The organism is Streptomyces sp. AJS327 (genome assembly GCF_013450295.1).
In the GTDB taxonomy this organism is placed as follows: domain Bacteria; phylum Actinomycetota; class Actinomycetes; order Streptomycetales; family Streptomycetaceae; genus Streptomyces.
Window position 1 is genome coordinate 105,707 of the sequence record NZ_SKBR01000004.1, and the last position, 23,779, is coordinate 129,485.

Below are 23,779 nucleotides of genomic sequence, written 5' to 3' on the forward strand. Positions count from 1 at the left end.
CGGCTCATATCTTTACTTTTTTCTCAGAGTTGCCGATATCGGGCGCGGTGTCGACTGCCGTACCAGACGAGTCCCGCGGTCACGGCGGCCGCGCCCACCGCCGCCGCCGTGACGGTGAGGGCGGAGCGGGAGGGGAGGGAGAGGCTGGGGACGCGCTTCTTGAGCCGGACCGGACGGGAGAAGGAGACGAGTGGCCAGCCGCGTGAGGTCGCCTCCTTGCGCAGGCCGCGATCAGCGTTGACGGCGCAGGGGTGGCCGACCGTCTCCAGCATCGGAACGTCGGTGACGGAGTCGCTGTAGGCGTAGCAGCGGTCCAGGTCGTACCCTTCGCTCTCGGCGAGTGCCCGGATCGCGTCGGCCTTGGTCTGGCCGTAGGCGTAGTACTCGATCTCCCCGGTGAAGCAGCCGTCCTCCACCACCATCCGCGTGGCGATCACGCGGTCGGCGCCGATCATCCGGCCGATGGGCTCCACGACCTCGGCGCCCGAGGTGGAGACGATGACCACGTCCCGGCCCGCGAGATGGTGCTCCTCGATGAGGGAGGCCGCCTCGTCGTAGATCAGGGGGTCGATCAGCTCGTGGATCGTCTCCGCGACGATCTCTCTGACCTGCTGGACGTTCCACCCCCGGCAGAGCGCCGAGAGATACTCGCGCATCCTCTCCATCTGGTCGTGATCCGCTCCGCCGGCGAGATATACGAACTGCGCGTAGGCGGTGCGGAGTACGGCACGGCGATTGATCAGGCCACCCTGGTAGAAGGACTTGCCGAACGTGAGGGTGCTCGACTTCGCAATGACCGTCTTGTCCAGATCGAAGAAGGCGGCGGCGCGGGGCATCGCATGGTTTTCCACGAGGGCGAGCATAGGCGCCAACCATTCGGCGTAAGGTGGGGCGCGTGGGTTTGCCTGAGAAGGCTCTCGGGTACACCATGGAAGTCACGGATCGTTCGCGACCGTGCTAACCCGGTCCGACTCCTCCCCCCCCGAGTCGGCCGTGGAGACGACCCCCGCTCTCCCCCCCGGCGGGGGTCGTCGCATGTCCGAGGGCATGTGCCGCGCGACAGGTGGCGCGGCGGCCCGTGAGGGGCTCTCGGTTGGCATGATCCACAAGCCTCAGTTTTAGTCACTCAGAGTAGCCAAATCGCTGCTCTCTGGGAGTCGCTGGTTTGGGTGACTGAGTTATTCACAGGCGCCGAGTTGTCCACAGTATTCGCCCATGATCCCTGCGTTATTCCGGTTCGCCGCACTCTGATTCCGAGCGATGTCCGCGGGAGTTGCGGACGCGAGGACTCACGGGTGAGGAAACCGGGATCTTGGCCGAAAACATTCTGATTGTCACGGAGGACGAGGAACTCCTCGACGACCTCCTGCGGTTGTCCGCCGCGGCGGGGGCCGAAGCGGAAGTGGTGCACGGTGCTCCGGTTAGCCGGATGAGCTGGGCGGGCTGGCCTGGCGCGACCTCTTGGGAGAGGGCGCCACTGGTGCTGGTGGGCGACGACTGCGCGGGAGCCGTCGGGTTCGACGCCCTGGCCGGTGCCGAGACGCTCGGCACCGTGCGCAGGAGGGGCGTGCTGCTGGTGGGCCGCGACCTCGACGACTCCGGCGTCTGGGAGCGCGGAGCACGCATCGGTGCCGAAGGCGTCGTCGTGCTGCCCGACGCGGAGAGCTGGCTGGCCGGACGCATCGCCGACGCCGCCGAGGGCGTGGGCCGCCCCGCCATGACCGTCGGCGTGATCGGGGGGCGGGGAGGTGCGGGGGCCTCCACCCTGGCCTGCGCCCTCTCCGTCACCGCCGCCCGCACGGGCCGCCACAGCCTGCTGATCGACGGCGACCCCCTCGGGGGCGGGCTGGACGTCCTCTTCGGCGGCGAACAGGCCGAGGGCCTGCGGTGGCCGTCCTTCGCGGACGCCCGGGGGCGGGTCGGTGGAGCCGCGCTCACCGAGGCGCTGCCCCGGCTGCATGACGTCAGCGTCCTCAGCTGGGATCGCGGCGACTCCGTGCTCGTACCGCCCGAAGCGATGAAGTCGGTGCTCTGCGCGGCGCGACGACACGGCGGGATCGTCGTGGTCGACCTGCCCCGCCGGGTTGATGAGACGGTCGCTGAGGCGCTGGTGCAGCTGGATCTCGGGCTCGTCGTCGTCCCCGCCGAACTGCGGGCGGTCGCGGCGGCGCAGCGGGTGTCCTCCTGGTCCCGGCTGGTGCTGCGTGACCTGCGGGCCGTGGTGCGCTCGCCCGGCCGTGGCCATGGCCCCACGCTCAGCGGGGAGGAGGTCGCCCAGTACCTCGGTATTCCGCTCGCCGGTGAACTCCCTTGGGAACGCGGGTTGGTGGAGGGACTTGAGCGTTCCGAACCACCCGGCCACGCGGAGAACGGCGCACTGGCTCGGTTCGGCAGGGAGTTCTGGGCCCAAGTGCTCGCCGGAGAGGGGGCCGCGTGAACGGCGCCGAGCGGCCGGTCACGTCCGTCGACCCCCGTGCGGACGGAGCCGGGGGGACGGGGGGCACGCCCCTCGCGGCGCCCTGGGCACGGTCGTCCGAGGGGACTGACGGCGAGGGCGAGCCGGGCGTGGAGCAGTCCGGACTGCCCGAACAGGGGTGCTCGCCGGGGCAACCGCTCCTGGAGGCGGTGCGGCAACGCCTCGCGGAGACCGGTGCCGAGCCGACCCCGGCCCGGGTCGCCGCGGCCCTGCGAGCCCAGGGGCGGCTGCTCGGAGACCGGGCGGTGCTCGGTGTCGTACGGGCGTTGCGCTCCGAGATGGTGGGGACGGGGCCGCTGGAGCCGCTGCTCGCCCGGCCCGACGTCACGGATGTGCTCGTCACCCGGCCCGACGAGGTGTGGGTGGACCGGGGGCGTGGGCTGGAGCGCACCGAGGTGCGGTTCCCCGACGCGACAGCGGTCCGCCGACTCGCGCAGCGTCTCGCCACCACCGCCGGACGCCGCCTGGACGACGCGCGGCCCTGGGTGGACGCCCGGCTTCCCGACGGCACCCGGCTGCACGCCGTGCTGCCGCCGGTGGCGGTGGACTGCACCTGTCTCTCCCTGCGGGTGATCCGGCCGAAGGCGTTCGCGCTGGAGGAGCTGACCGCGGTCGGCACCATTCCGCGGGGCGGTGAGACGCTGCTCCGCGCCGTGCTGGAGGCCCGGCTGTCGTTCCTGATCAGCGGAGGGACGGGCAGTGGGAAGACAACCCTGCTGTCGACCCTCCTCGGGCTGGTCGGTCCCCGGGAGCGGGTCGTGCTGGCGGAGGATTCCGCGGAACTGCGCCCCGACCACCCGCATGTGGTGCGGTTGGAGTCCCGTCCCGCGAACCAGGAGGGCGTCGGCCGGGTCGACCTGCGCGACCTGGTGCGGCAGGCGCTGCGAATGCGCCCGGACCGGCTGGTGGTGGGCGAGGTGCGCGGCCCCGAGGTCACGGACCTCCTCGCCGCGCTCAACACGGGTCACGAGGGCGGCTGCGGAACTCTGCACGCCAACGCCGCGGCGGACGTTCCCGCCCGGCTGGAGGCTCTGGGAACCACGGCGGGTCTGGACCGGGCCGCGCTGCACAGTCAGTTGGCGGCGGCGCTGGACGCGGTCATCCACCTGACGCGCCTCCGTTCGGGAGAACGCCGCGTCGAGGAGATCCACGTCCTCGAACAGGACGCCGCCGGTCTGGTGGTGACGACACCGGCGGTGGTGTGGGGCCGGACGGGCTTTGAGCGGCGACGTGGCTGGCCCCGCCTCCGTCAGCTCTGCGCGCGCGGCATGGCGGATCCGGTGCTCGCCGCGTCCGCGCCCTCCGTCCAGTGTGCTGAGCGGCCAGTGCGCGGCGGGGCACCCCCGGGCGGGGACCCGGCGGTCAGTCGGCCCCGATCGTGCGGTTGCGCGACGGGTGAGGAGAGGGGGCGGCGATGAGCGCGGATGCCGAAACGTTGGCTACCGGGACCGGGGCGGCACCGTTGCTCGGGGTGGTGCTCTGCGCGAGCGCGGCGGCCTGGCTGATGGTGGGGCCGGGCGGTGATCCGCGACGTGTCCGGTTGCTGCTCGCCGGAGGCGCGAAGCCGCGCGAGCCGGGGCTGGGCGGGTCCGGTGGCCGGTCGCGGGGGTGGAGACCGCAGGAGAGGACACGGCGCCGTCTGAAGGGGGCGATCGTCCTGGGCGGACCGGGGGGCCGGGGCTGGTGGTGCCTTCCGGTGGGCTGCCTGGTGGCGCTGCTCGGGGAGTCCCCGCTGCCCGTTCTCGTGGGGGCGGTGGCCGTGCCGGTGGCCGGGCGGTCGCTGACGGCCCGGCGGGCGCGGGGCGCCGCCCAGCGTCGCGAGGAGGCCGTCATCGAGCTGTGCGCGGCGCTCTCCGGCGAGTTGCGTGCCGGCCGGACGCCAGATCTCGCTCTGCTGGCGGTGGATGACGCCGTCATCGAGGGGTTGGGGGAGGGCGGGGCCGCCCTGCGGGCCGCGGCCCGGTTCGCTGGTGATGTGCCCGGCGCGCTCCGCGCCGCCGCCCACCAACCGGGCCTTGACGGCCTGCGTGGGGTGGCCGCCTGCTGGCGGGTCGCTGTCGAGGGCGGCGCGGGACTGGCCCCGGCGCTCGACCGGGTGGCCGGTGCGCTGCGTTCCGAACGCGATCAACGGGAGGAGCTGCGGGCGCAGTTGGCGGGGCCTCGGGCCACCGCGCTGATACTGGCCCTGCTGCCGGTGTTCGGTCTGTTGCTGGGCGGCGCGATGGGAGCGAAGCCGCTGGACGTTCTGCTGCACAGTCCGGCTGGCCTGCTCTGCCTGATCGGTGGGGCCCTCCTCGAATGGGCCGGACTGGCGTGGGTGGCCCGGCTCGTCAGAACCGCCGAGGGCACCGGGGGTTCGTGGCGGCTCTCCCGGGAGGGCCCGAGCGGTCCCCGCCCGCGGGAGCAGGGCGGGCTACCGTCCGGGAAGCGGGTGGCGTCATGAACGGACCGGGAATCGCCGTCGGCGTGGTCGGGCCGGACGCCCTCCACGGGCTGTGGACAACTCTGTCGCTGCTGGCGGCGGCGGGCTGGGCGGCTGGTGCGCTGACGCGCCGACGGCGTGAGCGTCGCACCCGCCTCCGGACGCGGTCCGTTCTCGACCCGTCCGTCGTGCCGGGACGTCGGGAGCGCTGGCCCAGGCGCCGGGTGACCCACCACCTGGAGCACGGTGTGCTGGCCCGGCTGGCGGTGGACCGGCGGGATGTGCCGTGGCGGGAGGTGACGGCCTCGCTGGGTGCCGGGCTGGCGCTGCTGACGCTGATCGACGGGGCGGTGGGCTGGTTGCTCGGTGCGGGAGCCGGCTGCGGTGTCTGGTGGTGGCTGCGGCGCCGTGGCGGCATCGCCGGTGACGGCGGGGCGACGCCGGAGTCCCGGGCGGCCACCGCGCAGCTTCCGCTGATCGCTGACCTGCTGGCGGCCTGCCTGGCCGCGGGCGCCCGGCCACCGCAGGCGGCCGAGGCGGTGGGCCGTTCCCTCGGCGGCCCGCTCGGCCATCGGCTGGCGCAGTGCGCGGAGGAACTCCGGCTGGGTGGTGAACCGGCCGTCGTCTGGGGACGTTTCGGTGAGCTTCCCGGTGCCGCGGGGCTGGCCCGGCACCTGGAGCGCGCGGAGGGAACCGGAGTGCCGGCGGTGGAGGCGGTCAGCCGGTACGCGACGGAACTCCGCGCCCGTCGGACACGCGAGACGAACGGCCGCGCCCGGCGTGTGGGGGTGCTGGTGGCGGGCCCACTGGGGCTCTGCTTCCTCCCCGCCTTCCTGGTGGTGGGGGTGGCACCGGTGGTGCTCGGTCTGGCCGGTTCCCTCCGGTGAGTGGTGTGCGTGTCCCGCCACGCGGCGTGGGGCGATGGTGCGGAAGCGGGACGGGGAGAGGTGAGGTCCGTGCGTGCCGGAACGGGTGCGTACGGGGTCGGACATGGCTGGTGGATGGGGAGTTGGCATGAGGAAGCGGTGTGTGCGGATCCTTCGGCGGCGGACGAGGGAGGTGGGCATGAGCACGGCCGAGTACGCCGTCGGCACGATGGCCGCGTGCGGCTTCGCCGCGGTGCTGTACAAGATCGTCACAAGCGACGCGGTGAGCGGAGCGGTGCGGCAGCTCATCGAACGAGCACTGAACTCCGGCCTGTGAGGGGGCGATTCGCCGATCGTCTGGCCGCCGAGACGGTCGGAGCGCGCGGGCCACGTCCGGTGCCGCCGCCCCGGGCCGCCGATGGCGGCGCGAGACGGATTCGCGGGATACGGCGACGTGTTGGGCGCGCCCCTGGCGGGAGGCGGTTGGGGGAGCGCGGTTCGGTGACGGCGGAGAGCGCTGTGGTCATCCCGGCGCTGGTGCTGCTCGCCGCTCTGCTCCTGTGGGGTGTGCTGGCGGCGGTCGCCCAGGTGCGGTGCGCCGACGCGGCGCGGGCCGCGGCGCGGGCGGCGGCGCGCGGTGAACCTCCCGCGGTGGTGCGGGAGGCGGCCCGTGCGACGGGCCCCCGGGGTACGCGGGCCGAGGTCCGCAGGGAAGGCGAGTTGGTGCGCGTCCGGGTGCGGGCGAACGCGGCCGGGCCCGGCGTGCTGTCGGTGGGTCTGCGGGCGGAGGCGGTGGCGTGGGATGAGGGTGGTGGGGTCAGTGGTGGGCGACAGCGTGACGAACCACCGGAGTTGGAGACGCTGGGGCGGTGAACAGGGCTCGGCCACCGTCTGGGCGGCCTGGTGTGGGGCGGCGCTCTGCGCGGTGTTCGTCGTGGTGCTCGGGCTGAGCGAGGCGGTCGCCGCACGTCACCGGGCGGCCGCCGGGGCGGATATGGCGGCGCTCGCCGCCGCTGGACACGCTCCCGAAGGCAAGGCCGGGGCGTGTGCCTGGGCACACCGTGTCGCGCGGGCCCAGGGCGCGCGGGTGGTCCGTTGCGAAGTCCGTGGGGAGATCGTCGAGTTGGTGGCAGCGGCGCGCTGGGGGCCGTACGAGTCCCGCGTCCGTGCCCGCGCCGGGCCAACTGTCTCCGGGGCGCGCACCGGCGCCTCGGGCCCGTTCCGGAGCGGCGAGGTACCGGGACCGGGCCTGTCGTCGGGGCGTGCCGCGTGGGAGACCGGACAGTCGACCGGTCGCGGCGGCGCTCGGGCCCCGCCCTGCGCGTCCGGCGCGGGCCCGCCCGAGGCCGGTGCTGGACGGCGGGCGGCGCCGGTCAGTCGGCGTGCCGGAGCAGTTCGGTGAGAAGGCGGAGGGCGCCCCGCTTGTGCAGCGGCTCGTTGCCGTTCCCGCACTTGGGGGACTGGACGCAGGAGGGGCAACCGGCCTCGCACTCGCAGGCGGCGATGGCGTCGCGGGTGGCGGTGAGCCAGTCCTGGGCCCGGTGGAAGGCGCGCTCGGCGAAGCCCGCTCCGCCCGCGTGGCCGTCGTAGACGAACACGGTCGGAAGGAGGGTGTCCGGATGGAGGGAGATGGAGACGCCGCCGATGTCCCAGCGGTCGCAGGTGGCGAAGAGCGGCAGCATCCCGATGGCGGCGTGCTCAGCGGCGTGCAGGGCTCCCGGAAGGATGTCCTCCCCCACACCGGCGGCGTCGAGTTGGTCCTCGCTCATGGTCCACCACACGGCGCGGGTGCGCAGCGTGCGGGGCGGCAGGTCGAGCTTCGTCTCGCCCATCACCTGCCCGGTGACGAGGCGGCGGCGCAGATAGGAGACGACCTGGTGGGTGACCTCGACGGAGCCGAAGCAGAGCCGGGCTCCGCCCCAGGGGGTCTCGGCCTCCGTCTCCAGCACCGAGAGGGCGGTGGTGTCCCGCGCCATGGTCGTCCAGGGCGGGTTGGCCTCCTCGACGAGCGCCGCGTTGTCGTCAAGGTCGAGGTGGCGCACCACATAGGTGCGTCCCTGGTGGAGGTGGACGGCACCCTCGTGGACGGTGGCGTGCGCCGCCGCCGCGTCGACGGTGCCCAGCAACCGCCCGGTGTCCGCCTCGACGACCTGGACGGGGGTGCCACCGCCGCCCCGGATGTCGGTCAGGTCGGCCGCGCGTTCCCTGCGGGTCCAGTACCAGGCACCGCCGCGGCGCCGGAGCAGCTTCCGCTCTTCCAGGCGGCGTATCAGGCCGGTGGTCTCGGAGCCGAACAGGGCGACGTCGCCGTCGGTCAGCGGTAGTTCCGCCGCCGCCGCGCAGAGGTGCGGGGCGAGGACGTAGGGGTTGTACGGATCGAAGACGGTCGCCTCGACGGGCCGTTCGAAGATGGATTCGGGGTGGTGCACGAGGTAGGTGTCCAGCGGGTCGTCGCGGGCGATGAGGATCGCCAGCGCGCCCTGACCGTGCGGGGTCCCGGCGGAGACCCGTCCCGCCCGTCCCGCCTGCTGCCACAGGGAGGCGAGCGTGCCCGGGTAGCCGGTGATGAGGACGGCGTCCAGCCCGGACACGTCCACGCCCAGTTCGAGCGCGTTGGTCGCCGCGAGACCCAGCAACTCACCGGTGTGCAGCTGCCGTTCGAGAGCCCGGCGCTCCTCGGGCAGGTAGCCGCCCCGGTAGGCCGCGACGCGCGGCCCGCCGTGGGCCGTCGCGTCCCCGGTGGGCTCGGTCGCGCGGGGAGCGGACGACCGGTGGGCGGCGGTCATCCGGTCCTGCGCGATGAGGGAGATGAGTTCGGCGCCGCGTCGGGAGCGGACGAAGGCCACCGTGCGTACCTCGCGCAGCGCGAGGTCGGTCAGCAGCTCCGCGGCTTCGGCGGTGGCGCTGCGCCGTACCGGGGCACCGCGTTCCCCGGTGGTCTCGGTGAGGGGAGGCTCCCAGAGCGCGAAGACGAGTTCGCCGCGTGGCGAGGTGTCCTCGGTGATCTCGGCGGTCGGCAGCCCGGTGAGCCGCTGGGCGGTCTCGCCGGGCTCGGCAGCGGTGGCGGAGGCGAGGAGGAAGACGGGGTCGGCGCCGTAGCGGGCGCAGATCCGCCGGAGCCGTCTGAGGACCTGGGCGACGTGTGAGCCGAACACGCCCCGGTAGGTGTGGCATTCGTCGATGACGACGTAGCGCAGGGAGCGCAGGAAGGAGGACCAGCGCTGGTGCTGTGGCAACAGCGCGCGGTGGAGCATGTCCGGGTTGGTGAGGACGTAGTTGGCGAAGCGCCGGGTCCAGTCGCGTTCCTCGGGTGGTGTGTCGCCGTCGTAGACGGCGGCGCGGACGGAGTCGCCCAGCGGGGCGGCCAGTTCCCGTACGGCACGGCGCTGGTCGGCTGCGAGGGCCTTGGTGGGGGTGAGGTAGAGAGCGGTCGTTCCCCGCCCGTTGGGCGCCTCGGAGCCGTCGAGCAGGGTGCTGAGCACCGGCGTCAGGTACGCGAGGGACTTTCCGGACGCCGTGCCGGTGGCGATGATCACGGACTCGCCGCGCACCGCGTGCTCGATCGTGCGTGCCTGGTGCTCCCAGGGGCGCGTCACGCCCGTCGTCTGGATGGCTTCGACCACCTCTGGGCGGATTGGATCAGGCCAATCCGCATGGCGGCCCGCCCGAGGGGGCAAGTGCTCCGTATGGGTGCGGCGGTCCGCGCGGTCGGCGCCGGTGGTGAGCCGGTCGAGCACCGCGGCGGGATCGGGTCGGATCTCCGCGCGACGGGAATCGGCGGGCGCGGGTGTGCCTGGCGGCTCGTCTCCGTCTACGCTCGCGGACCGTGGGTGCTGTTCTCTGGCCATTGGCACCGAGTGTGTCACCGGCGTGACGGACAATGCCTGCAAGGCGTCGTACTCGCCTGCTGGTAAGTGATTGAATGCCCCTGCGGCTGCCGATCCGTCCCGTGCGGCGCCCGGGCCCGACCGGGCCGGGGCCTCGGTGGGAGACGCCAGGGGCGGACCGCTCGATAGCAAGGTGCTGGAGGATCCGTGGACCTGTCCCTGTCGACTCGTACTGTCGGCGATCGCACAATCGTCGAGGTCGGTGGCGAGATTGATGTATACACCGCGCCCAAGCTGCGGGAGCAGCTGGTGGAGTTGGTGAACGACGGCAGTTACCACCTCGTCGTGGACATGGAGGGGGTTGACTTCCTCGACTCCACCGGGCTCGGCGTGCTCGTCGGCGGACTCAAGCGGGTGCGTGCCCACGAGGGCTCACTGCGGCTGGTGTGCAACCAGGAGCGCATTCTGAAGATCTTCCGTATCACGGGCCTCACGAAGGTGTTCCCGATCCACGGGTCGGTTGACGAGGCCGTCGCGGCCACCGACTGAGGCCCCGGCCGCCAGGTCGCGGCCGGACACTGGCAGCAGGGGTGCCGGGCCCGTGGGCCCGGCACTCGCGCACAGGCACACCGCAGTACCCGAGGGGGATGGCATGGCCACCGTGGAACTCCGCTTCAGCGCGCTGCCGGAGCACGTGCGGACAGCGCGTCTGGTAGCCGCGGCGGTGGCGCGCCGTGCCGGGGTGGACGAGGCCGTGCTGGACGAGGTGCGGTTGGCGGTGGGTGAGGCGTGTACCCGCGCGGTGGGCCTGCATGTGAGTGGTGGGGTCGAGGAGCCGGTCCGTGTGGCGTTGACGGAGGACGAGAAGAAGTTCTCCATCGAGGTGGGAGACAGCGTGCCCACGGCCACCGGCACCGGTGGTCAGGGCAGTACCGCGCAGGGCATCGCCCCCGGCCTGGGGGCGCGGCCGGACGCCCGGGACGGCGGGGCGTCGGAGCCCACCGAGGGCGACGAGGGCGAGGGCCAGATGGGCCTCGCGGTGATCAGTGGCCTGGTGGACGACGTGGAGGTCACCGCTGACGAGCACGGTGGCCTCATTCGAATGAGCTGGCCGACGGCCCCCGAACTGCTCCCCTGAACCCTCTCCGCCGGAACCGTCTCCGGGCCGTCCCCGAGCCCGTGCCGCCGGTCCGCGCCCACGGAACAGGTGAGGGGTAACTCCCGCTTCGCGCGGTCGAGTTGTGCGGTCCTTCCCGCCCCCTTCCCTCTCTCTCCTTCGTTCCGCTCGTTTCGTTCCGGGCTTCGCCGGTTCCCGCTTCCCCCTCCGGGGCGTTCGCTTCCTGCTTCCGGGGCTCGCTCGTGTGTGCCCGTGAACACTTCGGTGGCCCGTACGTTCGGCGGCCCGCTTCCGTCTCCGGGCGCTGCCGTACCACGTACCCCCTTCAGCGCGGGCGGTTCTCCTTCCGTGCTGTGACAGGGGTTGGGGCCCGCCCCGGTGGGACGGCCCGTCGACGGCGGTGTGCCTGGCGACAGCGAGCCCGGGAGGCGGTGCCCAGGGAGCACATCCGAGGCGAGGTGTCCCGGTGGGCGCCCTTCGCGGCGGGGGGCCAACGGAATTGTCCAATCGGGGGGGCCAAGACGAGTGTGGGGCGGGGGAGTTCGGAAGCCGTCCGGGCCGTCGGTCGCTTGTCCGGGCCGGAACGCCAGCCGCTCCCCGGTCGTTCGTGAGCGTCCGGGCCATGGGATGGCCGGGCTGCTGGCCGGGGAGAGCAACGGTGGTGGTCCGCCGGGCTCCTGGTGCGGGGGTGGCCTTTCCTGTCGCGGGTCACTTCAAACGGGTCTCTCTCCAGCCGCTTCCGTAGCCGCCCCCGATGCCTCCGAAGCTCGGGCGCGCGCGGGCGTACAAGAGGAAGCGGAACCTGGCAACACCCGCGCACCGTAAAGGAGTTGCGCCCCTGTGGGCGATCTCACCAGCGAATCTACGTATTTTCTTGATCGCCAAATAGATCATTTTCTTGACAGTCAGCGGAAAGTGTCCATTCCGTCGAACGAGCGAATTCATGGCCCAGGGTGAGGCTGATCTTCGCTGGTGACGGCGAATAGCCGCGTGAGCACACTGTTTTGATCGGTTGCTGATCTCTACAATCCGCCACATCTTTGCAGCAGGACGCCTGAGCGTGCTTGCGCGCGCCCATGTGCCAAACGTCAAGGAGGACGAATGGCGGGGCAACTCAGCCCACTTCACAGCTCCCAGCATCTCGCCGAGGCCGCCGTGCTGACGGACGCCAACCGTGGCCTGGTCATAGTGATCGCCGTGGTGGCGCTGGCGGCACTCGGCGTCGCCGTGATGCTGGTACGTCAAGTGCTCGCCGTCGGCGAGGGCACCGAGAACATGAAGAAGATCGCGGCGGCCGTGCAGGAGGGCGCGAACGCCTATCTGGCACGGCAGTTGCGCACCCTGGGCGTATTCGCCGTGGTGGTCTTCTTCCTGCTCATGCTGCTCCCTGCCGACGATATGAACCAACGGATCGGCCGATCGTTGTTCTTCCTGGTGGGCGCGGGGTTCTCGGCGGCGACCGGGTATATCGGGATGTGGCTGGCGGTGCGCAGTAACGTGCGTGTGGCCGCCGCGGCGCGAGCGGCGAGTGAGTCGCCGGTCGAGTCGGGAAATGTGAACGGCGGGAAAAAGGATCTCACCGCCGTCTCCCATCAGGCGACGAAGATCGCTTTCCGTACGGGCGGCGTCGTCGGAATGTTCACCGTCGGGTTGGGTCTTCTCGGTGCCGCCTGTGTGGTGCTGGTCTACGCCGCGGACGCCCCCAAGGTGCTGGAAGGGTTCGGCCTCGGCGCCGCGTTGATCGCGATGTTCATGCGGGTCGGCGGCGGCATCTTCACCAAGGCGGCGGACGTCGGGGCTGATCTGGTCGGAAAGGTCGAGCAGGGCATTCCCGAGGACGACCCGCGGAACGCCGCGACCATCGCGGACAACGTCGGTGACAACGTGGGCGACTGTGCGGGAATGGCGGCCGATCTCTTCGAGTCGTACGCGGTGACACTGGTCGCGGCACTCATTCTGGGCACCGTCGCCTTCGGGGACGCCGGGCTCGGCTTCCCGTTGCTGGTTCCCGCGATCGGTGTGATCACCGCGATGGTCGGGATTTTCGTGGTGGCACCCCGCCGTTCGGACCGAAGCGGAATGACGGCGATCAACCGTGGCTTCTTCGTCTCCGCCGCGATCTCGGTCGTGCTGGTCGTCGTCGCGGTGTTCACCTATCTCCCGTCCAGCTACGCGGAGTTGGACGGCGCCTCGGCGGCGGTGCAGGGCCATGACGGCAACCCGCAGGTGCTGGCGCTGGTCGCGGTCGGCATCGGCATCCTGCTGGCCGCGCTGATCCAGCAGCTGACCGGCTACTTCACCGAGACCACCCGCCGCCCGGTACGGGACGTGGGCAAGACCTCGCTCACCGGCCCGGCCACCGTCGTCCTCTCCGGGTTCTCGCTCGGTCTGGAGTCGGCGGTCTACTCGGCCGCGCTGATCGGACTCAGCGTCTACGGCGCCTTCCTGCTGGGCGGTACCTCGGTGACGCTCGCGCTGTTCGCCGTCGCGCTGGCCGGTACCGGACTGCTGACCACCGTCGGCGTGATCGTGGCGATGGACACCTTCGGTCCGGTGGCGGACAACGCGCAGGGCATCGCGGAGATGTCCGGGGACGTCGAGGGCGACGGCGCCCAGGTGCTGACCGACCTCGACGCGGTGGGCAACACCACCAAGGCGATCACCAAGGGCATCGCCATCGCCACGGCGGTACTGGCCGCGGCGGCGCTGTTCGGCTCGTACAGCAGAGAGGTCGCGGAGGCCGTCCGGAAGTACAACGCGGCGGCGGACGAGATGGGCCTCAACATGGCGATCACCCTGCCGAACAACCTGGTGGGCCTGATCCTCGGGGCGGCGGTCGTCTTCCTCTTCTCGGGGCTGGCGATCAACGCCGTCTCCCGCTCGGCCGGGGCCGTGGTCTTCGAGGTGCGCCGTCAGTTCCGGGAGCGGCCGGGCATCATGGACCGCACCGAGCAGCCGGAGTACGGCCGGGTGGTCGACATCTGCACCAAGGACGCGCTGCGTGAGCTGACCACCCCGGGGCTGCTGGCCGTGATGGCGCCGATCTTCGTCGGCTTCACGCTGGGTGTGGGCGCGCTCGCCTCGTTCCTCGCCGGTTCGATCTGCACCGGCGTCCTGATGGCCGTCTTCCTCGCCAACTCCGGTGGCGCGTGGGACAACGCGAAGAAGATGGTGGAGGACGGGCACCACGGCGGCAAGGGCAGTGAGGCGCACGCCGCGACGGTCATCGGCGACACCATCGGTGACCCGTTCAAGGACACCGCCGGTCCCGCGATCAACCCGCTGCTGAAGGTGATGAACCTGGTGGCGTTGCTGATCGCACCGGCCGTCGTGATGTTCAGCTACGGCGACCAGTCCAACACCGCCGCGCGGGTACTGATCGCGACGGCCGCGCTGGCCGTGATCGCCGCTTCGGTCTACCTGTCGAAGCGGCGCGGGATCGTGGTGGGTGACGAAGGTAACGGGGAGCCGGTCTCCGAGTCCCCCGATCCGGTCGCGGCGTCCCGGTCGGTGTAGCAGGATCCAGCCTGGAGGTCCTGGCGGACCAACGCACGGGCGGGCGAGGCGCGTTGGCGCTCCGCCCGCCCGTCGTGCGTGCCACCCGCCGTGCGCGGGCCCGGTCCTCGCGGGCGGGTCGCAGTGGGCTTCGCCATGTACTTATGGTGCGAATGGCTATAACAGAGGGCGAAAGAGGCGTCCGACTCGCCGTGGATGCCCTCTTGGCGTGTATGTTCCGGCCGAATAGCCATGGAAGGGACCGATCCGGTGAACAAGAAGCTCGCGGCCGCGCTGTCTGGCAGCGCGGCACTCGTACTCGCGCTGACCGGGTGCAGCGAAGAGAGCGACAAGGAGAAGGACGCCTGGGCCAAGAAGGTCTGTGACAAGGTCAAGCCCCAGGTCACGAAGATCCAGGAGGCCAACGTCTCGATCGACGAGGTCTCCCGCAAGAAGCCGAAGTCCGACTCGGAGAAGGCCGCCCGCGCGGTCTCCGAGCAGGTGAAGAAGACCGACTCGGCCGCCTTCCACAAGATCTCCCGCGCTTACGGCTCCCTCGCGACGGCGGTCGACGACGCGGGCGCCCCACCGGTCGACGACGGCGCCACGCTGAAGAAGGACGCGGTCGCGGAGCTGAAGACGCTGTCCAGGAAGTACGCCGGGCTGAAGCGGACGGTGGACAAGCTGGACACCGAGGACCAGGGCGAGTTCGGCCGCGGCCTCAAAGGCGTGGCGAACGAGCTGAAGCAGCTCGGCGAGAGCGGGGACCAGGCGCTCTCCAAGCTCCAGTCCGGCGACCTCGGCGAGGCCATGGCCAAGCAGAAGGGCTGCAAGAAGCCCGGCAAGGCGACGAACGCCCCCGACGGTTCGTAGCCGCCACCGCACCCCGCCCCGGCCGCCGCCCGCGCGGGAGGGGCGGGGCGGCGGCGGGGCGGGCGACAATGGGGGCGTGAGTATCCAGGACCTGCCCGACCCCGCCCCCCGTACCGTGGACCGGCTCCGCGAGTCCCTGCGCGCCGCCGGCTTCACCGCTGACGGACTGCTGGAACTGCTCGGCGGTCCCGCGTACGCCGCGCTCGCCCGCGGCGAGACGGTCCCCGCGCTGCGCGCCACCCATGGTGACGGCCCGTTGGACACCCTCGTCCGGCTGTTCCTGCTGCGGAGGCCGGTCGACGCGAAACGCGCGGCGGCGGCGCTCCCCATGGAGGAGTGCGTGGAATCCGGCTGGCTGGCCCCGGTGGACGGGGAGTTGCGGGCCACCGTCGACATCCGCCCCTACGGCGGCCCCGAGGGCCAGGACTGGTGGATCGTCTCGGACCTCGGCTGCGCCGTCGGCGGAGCCCAGGGGGCGCTCGACGGCCGGGAGGACGTCGTCCTCGGTGTCGGAGGGGCGTCCACCACGCTCGCCGGGCTCACCGTGCGCGAACCGGTCGGCAACGCCCTGGATCTGGGCGCCGGTTGCGGAATCCAGGCGCTGCACGCCGCCCAGCACGCCCGCACCGTCACGGCGACCGACGTGAACCCGCGCGCGCTGCGTGTCACCCAACTCACCCTGGCGCTCTCCGGCGCGCCCGAACCCGAGCTGCGGCAGGGCTCGCTGTTCGAACCGGTCGCGCACGAGGGGCCGTTCGACCTCATCGTCTCCAACCCGCCGTTCGTCATCTCACCCGCCGCCCGGCTCACCTACCGCGACGGTGGGCTGGCCGGGGACGACCTCTGCCGCCACCTCGTCGAGCGGTCGGCGGACCACCTCGCGGACGGCGGCTACTGCCAGCTGCTCGCCAACTGGGAGCACCGGGACGGGCAGGACTGGCGGGAGCGGGTCGCCGCCTGGGTGCCGGAGGGCTGCGACGCGTGGATCGTGGAGCGCGAGGTCCAGGACGTCACCGAGTACGCCGAGTTGTGGCTGCGGGACGCGGGGGACCACCGGGGCGACCCGGCGCGCTACGCGGCCCGGTACGACGACTGGCTGGACGAGTTCGCCTCCCGCGGTACCCGGGCGGTGGGCTTCGGCTGGATCACCCTGCGCAAGACGGGCGCGGCCCGGGGCGCCGCCGCTTCCGTCCGGCTGGAGGAGTGGCCGCACCCGGTGGAGCAGCCGCTGGGCGACGCGGTCCGCGAGCACTTCGAGCGGCAGGACTTCCTGCGCCGCACCGATGACGCGGCGCTGCTGGACCGGCACTTCACGCTCGCGGACGGGGTGGTGCAGGAGCAGGTGGGCCCGCCCGGAGCGGAGGACCCGGAGCACGTGGTGCTGCGTCAGCAGCGTGGGCTGCGCCGGGCGGTCGCGGTGGACACCGTCGGCGCCGGGTTCGCCGGGGTCTGTGAGGGCTCGCTGCCGGCGGGGCGGATTCTGGACGCCATCGCCCAACTGCTCGGTGAGGACCCGGTGGTGCTCCGGGACCGCACCCCGCGCACCATCCGGCACCTGGTGGAGCAGGGCTTCCTGCTGCCGGTCTGAGCGACGTCCCGGGTCGTGCGAAATCGTGTTCGATAACGGTACGGTGGTGCGGCCGGGGCTCGGTGTACGTTCCCCGCCGCCCGCGCGGTACCGCTGTGTCCGCGTGAGTACTGTGCTGGTCTGTGCTGGTCTGTGTGGTTCAGTACGGAGCTGTTCTGTGTGGTGGTGCGCCGGCCCGTGCGGGTCCGTTGTCCGCCAGCGCTGTTCGACGCAACCGTGCCAGGGAGTCGATGATGGCCGTTCGCCGTGTGATGCCCACCTTCCACTCGCCCGCCGTGGAGGAGAGCCGCGCGTTCTACGGGCTGCTGGGCTTCGAGGAGGTTATGAACCTCGGCTGGATCGCGACGTTCGCCTCCCCGTCCCAACCGGCCGCGCAGATCAGCGTTCTGACGCACGACGAGACCGCTCCGGTCGTCCCGGACGTGAGCGTGGAGGTCGACGACGTGGACGCGGTCCACGCGGCGGTACGGGAGAGCGGCGCGGAGATCGTCCACCCGCTGCGGGACGAGGAGTGGGGCGTGCGGCGGTTCTTCGTCCGCGACCCCAACGGCCGCGTGATCAACGTGCTCAGCCACCGCTGAGCCCGGCGCGCTCCACCGGTACGGCCCGGCGGCGGTGCGCGGCCCGGCGAGGACCTACCTCGCCGGACACCCCGTCTGAACAGCGTGCCCCACCACTCGGGCCGGAACGCACGGTCCCCCGTCGGCCAACTCGCCCTGAGGGCTGACCGTTCGCGGCCGGGGACGCGCGACGGCCCACGGACGGCGTCGAACCGGACGCCGCGCGTGGGCCGTTGGTGCTTCTCTCGGGGCCGGTCCGCGAGCCGGGTCCGGGCTGCGGTCCGGGTTTGGCCGGGGGCCGGGTCAGAGTTCCACTTCGGCCAGTCGCCAGCCGTGCAGCGCCTTGTCCCGTACCGCCTCGGCAACCGCCTCGCCGACGGACTGGAGGCTCTCGCTCGTCTCCACCCGCAGCCGCACTCTGTCCGTGGCGACCTCGGTGTGGCAGGTGAACCGCTCCGGGAGGAGGGCCAGCAGACGGATGGCGGTGAGTGCCGCGGGGGCGGCGGCCGGGTCGCGGGAGACGATGTCGAGCTTCACGGGGTCGGTCCAATTCCGCTGTCGTGACGGGGTGTAGGGATCAATGGTGCCCGGCAGCGAGCGGGGTGCCGATCACCGGAGGGGAAATCCTGGGGAGTGGCCGGGGTATGGCGACGGGGCGGGGGACACGAGCTGTCCCCCGCCCCGTCATCAACCGCTCAGGCCGAGTTGGTCGCGAGCCGCTCAGACCGAGCTGGTCTCGTGGCTCTCCTGGCGCCCGTCCCGGCCGACCCGGATGGTCACCGTGGACTCGGACACGGCCGCCGAGCGGGGGATGAACTCCCCGAACGGGACCGGCGCGGGGCCGAAGGAGCCGGTGGCCGACTGGCCGGGCTGCGGGGCGTACCCGGCGGGCTGCGGCTGGGCGTACGGGTTGTGCTGCTGCGCGTACGGGTTCGGCTGGGCGTAACCGGTGGGCTGCGCGTAGGGGTTGGGCTGCGCGTAGCCGTAGTACTCGTCCTGCCGGGGCATCGGGATGACCGGCTCACCGATCAGGCCCGACTCGCTGTGCAGCTGCGAGCCCGCCAGCCGGGCGTACAGCTCGTCGTGCTCCATCAGGTCCTGGTGGACACCGGTCGCGCGGACCTTGCCGTCCTCCATGACCACGATCTTGTCGGCGTCCACCACGGTGGAGATCCGGTGGGCGATCGCGACGACCGCGCAGCGCTCCGACACCCGCTTGATGACCTCGCGGAACTCCTCCTCCGTCTTGGTGTCCAGGTTGGAGGTGGCCTCGTCGAGCAGCATCACCGCGGGCTTCTGGAGCAGGGTGCGGGCGATGCAGAGCCGCTGGCGCTGACCGCCGGACATCCCGGCGCCGTTGTCGCCCAGCTCGGTGTCCAGACCGTTCGGCAGCGCGGCTACCACGTCCCGCAGCCCGGCCATCTCGACCGCGTCCAGGATGTCGGCCTCACCGGCGTACGGGTTGGCGTAGGTCAGGTTCTCGCGGATGGTGCCGCGCATCGCGGCGCTGTCCTGCTGGACGTAGCCGACCAGACCGCGGACCGTGTCCAGCGGCAGGGCCTCGATGTTCTGGCCGCCGAGCAGGATGCTGCCGCCGTCCAGCTTGTACAGCCGCTCGATCAGGTTGAACAGGGTGGACTTGCCCGCCCCGGAGGGGCCGACGACGGCGGTCAGACCGCGGGTCGGAACCCGGAAGGAAACCCCGGAGAGCGCCTCCTGCTTCTCGCCGACCTCGGCCGCGTAGCCGAAGCGCACCTGGTGGAACTCGACCGCGCCCTTGCCCTGGGCCAGCGAACCGACCAGCGCGGGCTGCTTGGCGCCGGTGCCGTCCTGCTCCTCCTGCGGGAGGTTGGTCAGCTCGTCGACGCGCTCCATCGCGGCGCGGCCCTGCACGAACTCACCGATCGCCATGAACAGCATCGCCAGCGGCGACACCAGCTGGAACAGGTACATGATGAAGGCGGTCAGATCGGCCATGTCCATCGTGCCGTTCGCGACCCGGGTCATCCCGACACCGACGACGACGGCGAGCGACGCCTGGGTACCGACGTTCACGGCCGGGGTCAGCAGCGCGTTGAAGGCGTTGACGCGGACGCCGGAGGCACGGGCCCGCTCGGCGAGCGTGCCGATGCGGAACATCTCGCGGTTCTCGGCGCGGGACGCCTTGACGGTCGGCAGCGCGCCCAGGACCCGCTGCATGTCGGCGCCGAACTCGCCGGTGTCCTCGCGGTTCTGGTACGAGGCGGTGCGCAGCTTGCGGGCGAAGCCGACCGAGACCAGGCAGGCGGTACCGAGCACCGCGCAGGTGATCAGCATCATCTTCCAGTCCAGGTAGAACATCAGGCCGATACCGCCGACGACGGTGGCCGAGTTCAGGACCAGCTGCGCCATCGCCTGGGACAGCGCGATCTTCACCAGCGAGGTGTCGGTCACCGCGCGGGTGAGCAGGTCACCCTGCGAGTGCTTCTGGTAGGCGGCGAGGTCCGAGCGGAGCAGCCGCCCGGTCAGCAACTGCCGTACGTCGAAGACGATGTCCTCACCGGCCTTGCCGATGACGAACGCCTGCACCGACTGGAGGGCGGCGCCCGCCAGGAACAGCGCGACCAGCTGCGTGATCGGCTTGCTGAGCGACTCCTCCTTGGACGCCGCGGTGATCATCTGGCCGATGGCCCAGGGCTGCGCCAGCGAGGCGACGACGCCCCCGAGCCCGAGCACCACACCCAGGATCAGCAGACCGCGGTGGCGCTTGGCGACCCCCACGATCGTCTCCGAGTCGTTCCGGCTGGGATATCCCTGGTTGTTCTGCGTGGTCGGCGTGGTAGTCATCGCCGCTCCCCCCTCTTCGGTGCGTGCGTGCTGCCGCACTGGGCGCGGCACGTGGTCTGGCTGGTCATGGGGCCCTCCCGGGGCTCGTCAGCTCGCCTCGGCGGGCTGGTCGGCCCTCGCGGGAGCGGTGGCCGGTGTCGCCTGTGGGGTGTGCTCGGCCGCCATCGGCGTGTAGGGCGACACGAAGACGATCTCCGGCTCGGTGGTCTCGTCGTAGCCGGTGGTGCGGGCCAGCGTGAACTGGAAGCCCTTCACCTCCGCCGCGCCGGACTCCCGGATCGTGCGGCGCAGGTAGGCGCTGAGCAGACGGTAGGAAGGCAGCCGGGTGACGGTCTGGAAGCCCTTCTTCAGGTGCGCCTGAAGCTCGTTGCAGATGTCGAAGACGGCCTTCTCGGTGCGTCGCTCCGGGAACCAGGCGGCCTGCCGGGCCCGCCGTCCCGCGATGACCTCCAGCGGCCGCCAGTCCGAGGTCTCGCCGGCGGCGTCCAGCGTCCGGTAGAAGAGCACGAAGTCGTGCTGCGCCGGATGCGGGGCGAAGAACCGCCAGTTGGGCAGGATCGAGCCGAGCCGGTCGAGCCGCTGGATCCGGTTGAACGCCGGGTGCGGGTGCTGGGCGGCCAGCGTGCCGATCAGCACACCCGCTCCCGCGACGCGGGCGACGGCGCCGGGCCCGGTGAAGGCGCGGCCGAGGGCCGAGAGAACGCTCATCGTTCCTCCTGGGCGGTCACGGTGGAGTGGGTGGTCCCGTCGGCGTCGCCGGTCGCGCGGGTGTCCAGCGCGGCGAGGAAGTCGAGGATGCGGCGGGCGGTCTCGGTGCCCAGCCGCGGGTCGGTCAGCATCGAGTCGTGGTCGGCGCCCTCCAGCACCTCGGTGCGGACCAGCCGCCCCGAGCCGCGGTGCGCGTCGGCCAACTCACGGTGCAGCAACAGGTGTTCGGGATCGCGGTCCACGGTCTGCTGGGCTGAGAGGACCAGTGCCGCGGTCGGAAGCCGGTCCAGCTCGCCCTCGTAGGTGCTGAACTCCCGCTCGGCCGCCGTCCATTCACGGACCGAGGCGCGCCACATGCGGGCGTCCGCGTACTGCGCGAAGGCGCGGGAACGGTGCCGCCGGGGCAGGTTGTCCACCCACTCGGGCCGGGCCAGCAGGGCGCCGAGCCCGGCGCGCAGGCTGACGGTGAACTGGCTCAGGTTCTCCCGCAGTGTCCCCGCCGACTTGTTCTGCTGTGCCGAGCGCCGCAGTTCGGCCGGGTGCGAGCTGTCCAGGTAGACGACGCCGCGCACCCTGCCGCCCAGTTCGGCGGCGGCCTGCCGGGCGAGTTCCCCGCCCAGCGAGTGCCCGGCCAGCACGACCTCGCGGTCGGCGGGCACGGCACCGCGAACCAGGTCGGCCAGGTCCTCGACCGACTCCCGGAGGCTGTAGTGGGAGCCTCCCCGGTAGGAACTGGCCGCGTAACCTGCGCGGTCGTAGGTGAGCAGGTCCAACTCGCCGTCTTCCACCAGCTGTTCGGTGATCCAGCCGAAGTGCTCGACGGTCGAGGTCATTCCGTTGACGAAGACGACAACCGGGCCCTTCCGACCTGCCGTGAGGCGGGCGTTGTAAGTGAGCCGGTTGCCATGTCGCGTCACCACCGCGCGGCTGTTGCTGGGTGCGTCGGCAACGCGCGACCGCCGGCTGGCGGCGATGGCCGCCGCACCCGTGACGGCCGCCGCGCCGGTGGCCAGTGCGGCGGTCAGTATCCGGTCGTCCCGGCCCGCCACCGCGGGGTGGTTCCTCGGTGTGCTGGTGTACGCCACCATCGGGTGCATCGAGGTGAAGGCGGTGAGGAATCGTCCGAGCCCCATCACGAAGCCGTTGGCCGTGTGGAACGCCGCCGCGCCGCCGATGATCGGCTTCGCGAGCGCCCCGCCCTTGGCGTAGGCCAAGGGGAACAGGCACTCCAGGGCGAGCACTCCGTGCGCGAGGAAGCGCGCGGGGACCGGGTGGGTGCGGGTGAGCTTCCAGAGGCCTTCGTGGCCGTACGTCCTGGTGCGCATGACACCGCTCATCGCGGTGCCGTCTCGCCATTCCCTTCCCAGGAGCTTGACCCATCCGGAAACCAGGTACGACAGGTTGGCTTGCAGGGCGACGTACCAGAGCAGCGCGTCCTGCGTCTCCTCCCTGCGGGACATCCGGGCCAGCCCGGTCGCGGTCTGCACCAGCGTGGCGACCTGGTCGGCGCCGTCGGTGCCGAACCGGTGCCGCGGGTACAGCGCGACGTTGCTCAGGCCGAGGAACCCGTTCGCCGCGCCCCTCCACCGGCCACAGCCGGGCAGCAGCAGCGCCGCCCCCGCCGCGACCCGTGCGCCGTGCAGCGCCAGGGTGGCCCTCTCCCCGCTGACCGCGTCCAGCAGCCGGCGGGTCAGGGGAGTCGAGCCGGAGCTGAGATCCCGCTCGATGCTCCAGTCGTTCAGTCCCCCCTGCTGGATGTTGCGCCGTTGCGACAGGTGTTCCAGGCTCGCGGTCACGGCGTTGACCGCGGCCAGTCGCTCGGAGACGGCGAGCGCCCGACCACGCGAGACCGGGACGGGACCCAGCAGCGCTGACGTGAGTTTCCTCGGCCGAAGCCTCATGGCTACCTCCCAGTGCGGTGTGGTGTGCGGGGCTCTCGCTGTGCGGCGGTGCGGGGTCCGCCTGACCGGCCGGAAGGCCGGTCGGCGGCGGAACTCCCACGGGGCACCGTTGCGGTGCGTCGTGCGCGGCTGACGTTCAGCCCGGGATCGGGAGACCTCCGGCGTAGACCACGGCCAGTACTCCGTTGACCGCGGCCGCCACACCGAACACCGCGGGAGTGCCGAGCACCGGCGCGCCAGCGGCGCACACGACGCCCTCGGCGTCCTCGATGTCGACGGCCGCCAGTTCGGCGGAGGCGTTGATCTGCGCGGTGATGGTGTCCATGGGGTCCCTCCGGGCGTCGTCAGTCCGTGCGGTGGTGGACCGGGGTCAGCGCCCGCCGACGTTCATGCCGACGTTGGCGTCGACCGTGACGGTCAGGCAGACGATGACGCCCTCACCGGCGACGGCCGGAGTGGCCAGTACCGGCGAACCGGTGTCGGTGATCGCACCCTGGTGGCCTTCGGTCAGCGCGCCCAGACCGCGGGTCTGCGCGTCGATCTTCTTCGCGAGCATGGTCACTCCCTTGGTTGGCTCTCGTTTCCGGTTGGTACGTCAAAAACGATGCCAGCGGCCGGGCGCCCGTTGAAGGGGAATCGGTGTCAGCTTGCTGCACGGGGGATGCAGCTTCATGCAGCCCCGGAATCGCCCCGCGCGACGGGCGTTCTCACACCCCTCGGAGGTGCCGTTTTGCAGCTTCCTGCCGCGCCTCCGGGGGAGCCGGGACAGAAGTTGCCACCACGTTCGTGATCTCATCCGGCGAGCGCGCTGGCAGAATCCTGGCAGGCCGATCCGGAGCCCTTCGGGGGCGCGTCGAGAGGCGGGCCGGGGACGGGTCGGAGAACGGTTCGGGAACGGAGTGGGAGACGCTGCGGGATTTCCGTCAGGCGGCGTTTCCCACGGGACGCTGTGCCACCGAAAAGGGAAACCGGGTGGGGCGGCAGATCGGAACTCCGGCGTGCGAACCGGTGCGGAACCCGTCGGAACGCCGGCATGAAAACCGGGGTTCTGTCACGGATTTCCGGGGATCTCCGACGGAACTCCGGTGAATCCCGCGGGAGTTCTTTTCACGGTGGTCCG

The 23,779-nt window shown here is 71.9% G+C and carries 21 protein-coding genes; 13 read left to right on the forward strand and 8 right to left on the reverse strand.

Features of this window, described 5'->3' with window-relative positions:
• Positions 1-23: 23 nt before the first annotated feature.
• Positions 24-863, reverse strand: coding sequence for an HAD family phosphatase (locus E0L36_RS22285; RefSeq protein ID WP_180931092.1), 840 nt, complete (start codon positions 861-863; stop codon positions 24-26).
• Positions 864-1,312: 449 nt separating this feature from the next.
• Between E0L36_RS22285 and ssd the strand changes: the two genes are divergently transcribed.
• The 7 genes from ssd to E0L36_RS28345 all read left to right on the forward strand — a co-directional run bounded on the left by ssd (position 1,313) and on the right by E0L36_RS28345 (position 7,166).
• Positions 1,313-2,437: a septum site-determining protein Ssd gene (gene ssd, locus E0L36_RS22290; RefSeq protein WP_180931093.1), complete on the forward strand. Its 1,125-nt coding sequence runs from the start codon at positions 1,313-1,315 to the stop codon at positions 2,435-2,437.
• Positions 2,438-2,580: 143 nt separating this feature from the next.
• Positions 2,581-3,894: a TadA family conjugal transfer-associated ATPase gene (locus E0L36_RS22295; protein WP_180931638.1), complete on the forward strand. Its 1,314-nt coding sequence runs from the start codon at positions 2,581-2,583 to the stop codon at positions 3,892-3,894.
• Positions 3,891-4,919, forward strand: a complete 1,029-nt coding sequence (locus E0L36_RS22300) for a type II secretion system F family protein (protein WP_258016476.1) — start codon at positions 3,891-3,893, stop codon at positions 4,917-4,919. The genes E0L36_RS22295 and E0L36_RS22300 overlap by 4 nt, the downstream gene beginning before the upstream one ends.
• Positions 4,916-5,785 (forward strand): type II secretion system F family protein, encoded by an 870-nt coding sequence (locus E0L36_RS22305; protein ID WP_180931094.1) that lies wholly within the window; start codon positions 4,916-4,918, stop codon positions 5,783-5,785. Before E0L36_RS22300 ends, E0L36_RS22305 begins: the two co-directional genes overlap by 4 nt.
• Before the next feature lie 127 nt (positions 5,786-5,912).
• The gene (locus tag E0L36_RS22310) at positions 5,913-6,101 is read left to right on the forward strand and encodes a DUF4244 domain-containing protein (protein WP_180931095.1); all 189 of its coding nucleotides are present in this window, start codon (positions 5,913-5,915) and stop codon (positions 6,099-6,101) included.
• Positions 6,102-6,265: 164 nt separating this feature from the next.
• The gene (locus E0L36_RS22315; protein WP_180931096.1) at positions 6,266-6,637 is read left to right on the forward strand and encodes a TadE family type IV pilus minor pilin; all 372 of its coding nucleotides are present in this window, start codon (positions 6,266-6,268) and stop codon (positions 6,635-6,637) included.
• The gene (locus E0L36_RS28345; RefSeq protein ID WP_180931097.1) at positions 6,567-7,166 is read left to right on the forward strand and encodes an Rv3654c family TadE-like protein; all 600 of its coding nucleotides are present in this window, start codon (positions 6,567-6,569) and stop codon (positions 7,164-7,166) included. Before E0L36_RS22315 ends, E0L36_RS28345 begins: the two co-directional genes overlap by 71 nt.
• Here the strand turns inward: E0L36_RS28345 and E0L36_RS22325 are convergent.
• Positions 7,138-9,612: a DEAD/DEAH box helicase gene (locus E0L36_RS22325; protein ID WP_180931098.1), complete on the reverse strand. Its 2,475-nt coding sequence runs from the start codon at positions 9,610-9,612 to the stop codon at positions 7,138-7,140. The genes E0L36_RS28345 and E0L36_RS22325 overlap by 29 nt on opposite strands.
• Before the next feature lie 186 nt (positions 9,613-9,798).
• On the opposite strand from E0L36_RS22325, the gene bldG reads away from it, so the two are divergent.
• The 6 genes from bldG (at position 9,799) to E0L36_RS22355 (ending at position 17,245) form a co-directional block, all read left to right on the forward strand.
• On the forward strand, positions 9,799-10,140 hold the full coding sequence (bldG, locus tag E0L36_RS22330; protein WP_019547857.1) for an anti-sigma factor antagonist BldG: 342 nt from the start codon (positions 9,799-9,801) through the stop codon (positions 10,138-10,140).
• Positions 10,141-10,243: 103 nt separating this feature from the next.
• Positions 10,244-10,729: an ATP-binding protein gene (locus tag E0L36_RS22335; protein WP_180931099.1), complete on the forward strand. Its 486-nt coding sequence runs from the start codon at positions 10,244-10,246 to the stop codon at positions 10,727-10,729.
• A 1,080-nt stretch (positions 10,730-11,809) separates the two neighbouring features.
• Positions 11,810-14,224, forward strand: a complete 2,415-nt coding sequence (locus E0L36_RS22340; protein WP_180931100.1) for a sodium-translocating pyrophosphatase — start codon at positions 11,810-11,812, stop codon at positions 14,222-14,224.
• 231 nt (positions 14,225-14,455) lie between these two features.
• Positions 14,456-15,076 (forward strand): small secreted protein, encoded by a 621-nt coding sequence (locus E0L36_RS22345; RefSeq protein ID WP_180931101.1) that lies wholly within the window; start codon positions 14,456-14,458, stop codon positions 15,074-15,076.
• 76 nt (positions 15,077-15,152) lie between these two features.
• On the forward strand, positions 15,153-16,664 hold the full coding sequence (locus E0L36_RS22350; protein ID WP_180931102.1) for a class I SAM-dependent methyltransferase: 1,512 nt from the start codon (positions 15,153-15,155) through the stop codon (positions 16,662-16,664).
• 233 nt (positions 16,665-16,897) lie between these two features.
• On the forward strand, positions 16,898-17,245 hold the full coding sequence (locus tag E0L36_RS22355) for a VOC family protein (protein ID WP_180931103.1): 348 nt from the start codon (positions 16,898-16,900) through the stop codon (positions 17,243-17,245).
• 282 nt (positions 17,246-17,527) lie between these two features.
• On the opposite strand, the gene E0L36_RS22360 is transcribed toward E0L36_RS22355, so the two are convergent.
• From E0L36_RS22360 to E0L36_RS22385, 6 genes are all read right to left on the reverse strand, one after another.
• Positions 17,528-17,761: a hypothetical protein gene (locus E0L36_RS22360; protein ID WP_180931104.1), complete on the reverse strand. Its 234-nt coding sequence runs from the start codon at positions 17,759-17,761 to the stop codon at positions 17,528-17,530.
• A gap of 183 nt (positions 17,762-17,944) precedes the next feature.
• A complete protein-coding gene (locus E0L36_RS22365) occupies positions 17,945-20,050 on the reverse strand; it encodes an ABC transporter transmembrane domain-containing protein (protein WP_180931105.1) in 2,106 nt (701 codons plus the stop codon).
• An 87-nt stretch (positions 20,051-20,137) separates the two neighbouring features.
• On the reverse strand, positions 20,138-20,758 hold the full coding sequence (locus E0L36_RS22370) for a hypothetical protein (protein ID WP_180931106.1): 621 nt from the start codon (positions 20,756-20,758) through the stop codon (positions 20,138-20,140).
• Positions 20,755-22,659 carry an alpha/beta fold hydrolase gene (locus tag E0L36_RS22375; RefSeq protein ID WP_180931107.1) on the reverse strand — a complete coding sequence of 635 codons (1,905 nt, stop codon included), beginning with the start codon at positions 22,657-22,659 and terminating at the stop codon, positions 20,755-20,757. The genes E0L36_RS22370 and E0L36_RS22375 overlap by 4 nt, the downstream gene beginning before the upstream one ends.
• Before the next feature lie 136 nt (positions 22,660-22,795).
• Positions 22,796-22,984 (reverse strand): hypothetical protein, encoded by a 189-nt coding sequence (locus tag E0L36_RS22380; protein WP_180931108.1) that lies wholly within the window; start codon positions 22,982-22,984, stop codon positions 22,796-22,798.
• A gap of 45 nt (positions 22,985-23,029) precedes the next feature.
• Positions 23,030-23,215 (reverse strand): hypothetical protein, encoded by a 186-nt coding sequence (locus E0L36_RS22385; protein ID WP_180931109.1) that lies wholly within the window; start codon positions 23,213-23,215, stop codon positions 23,030-23,032.
• Positions 23,216-23,779: the final 564 nt, after the last annotated feature.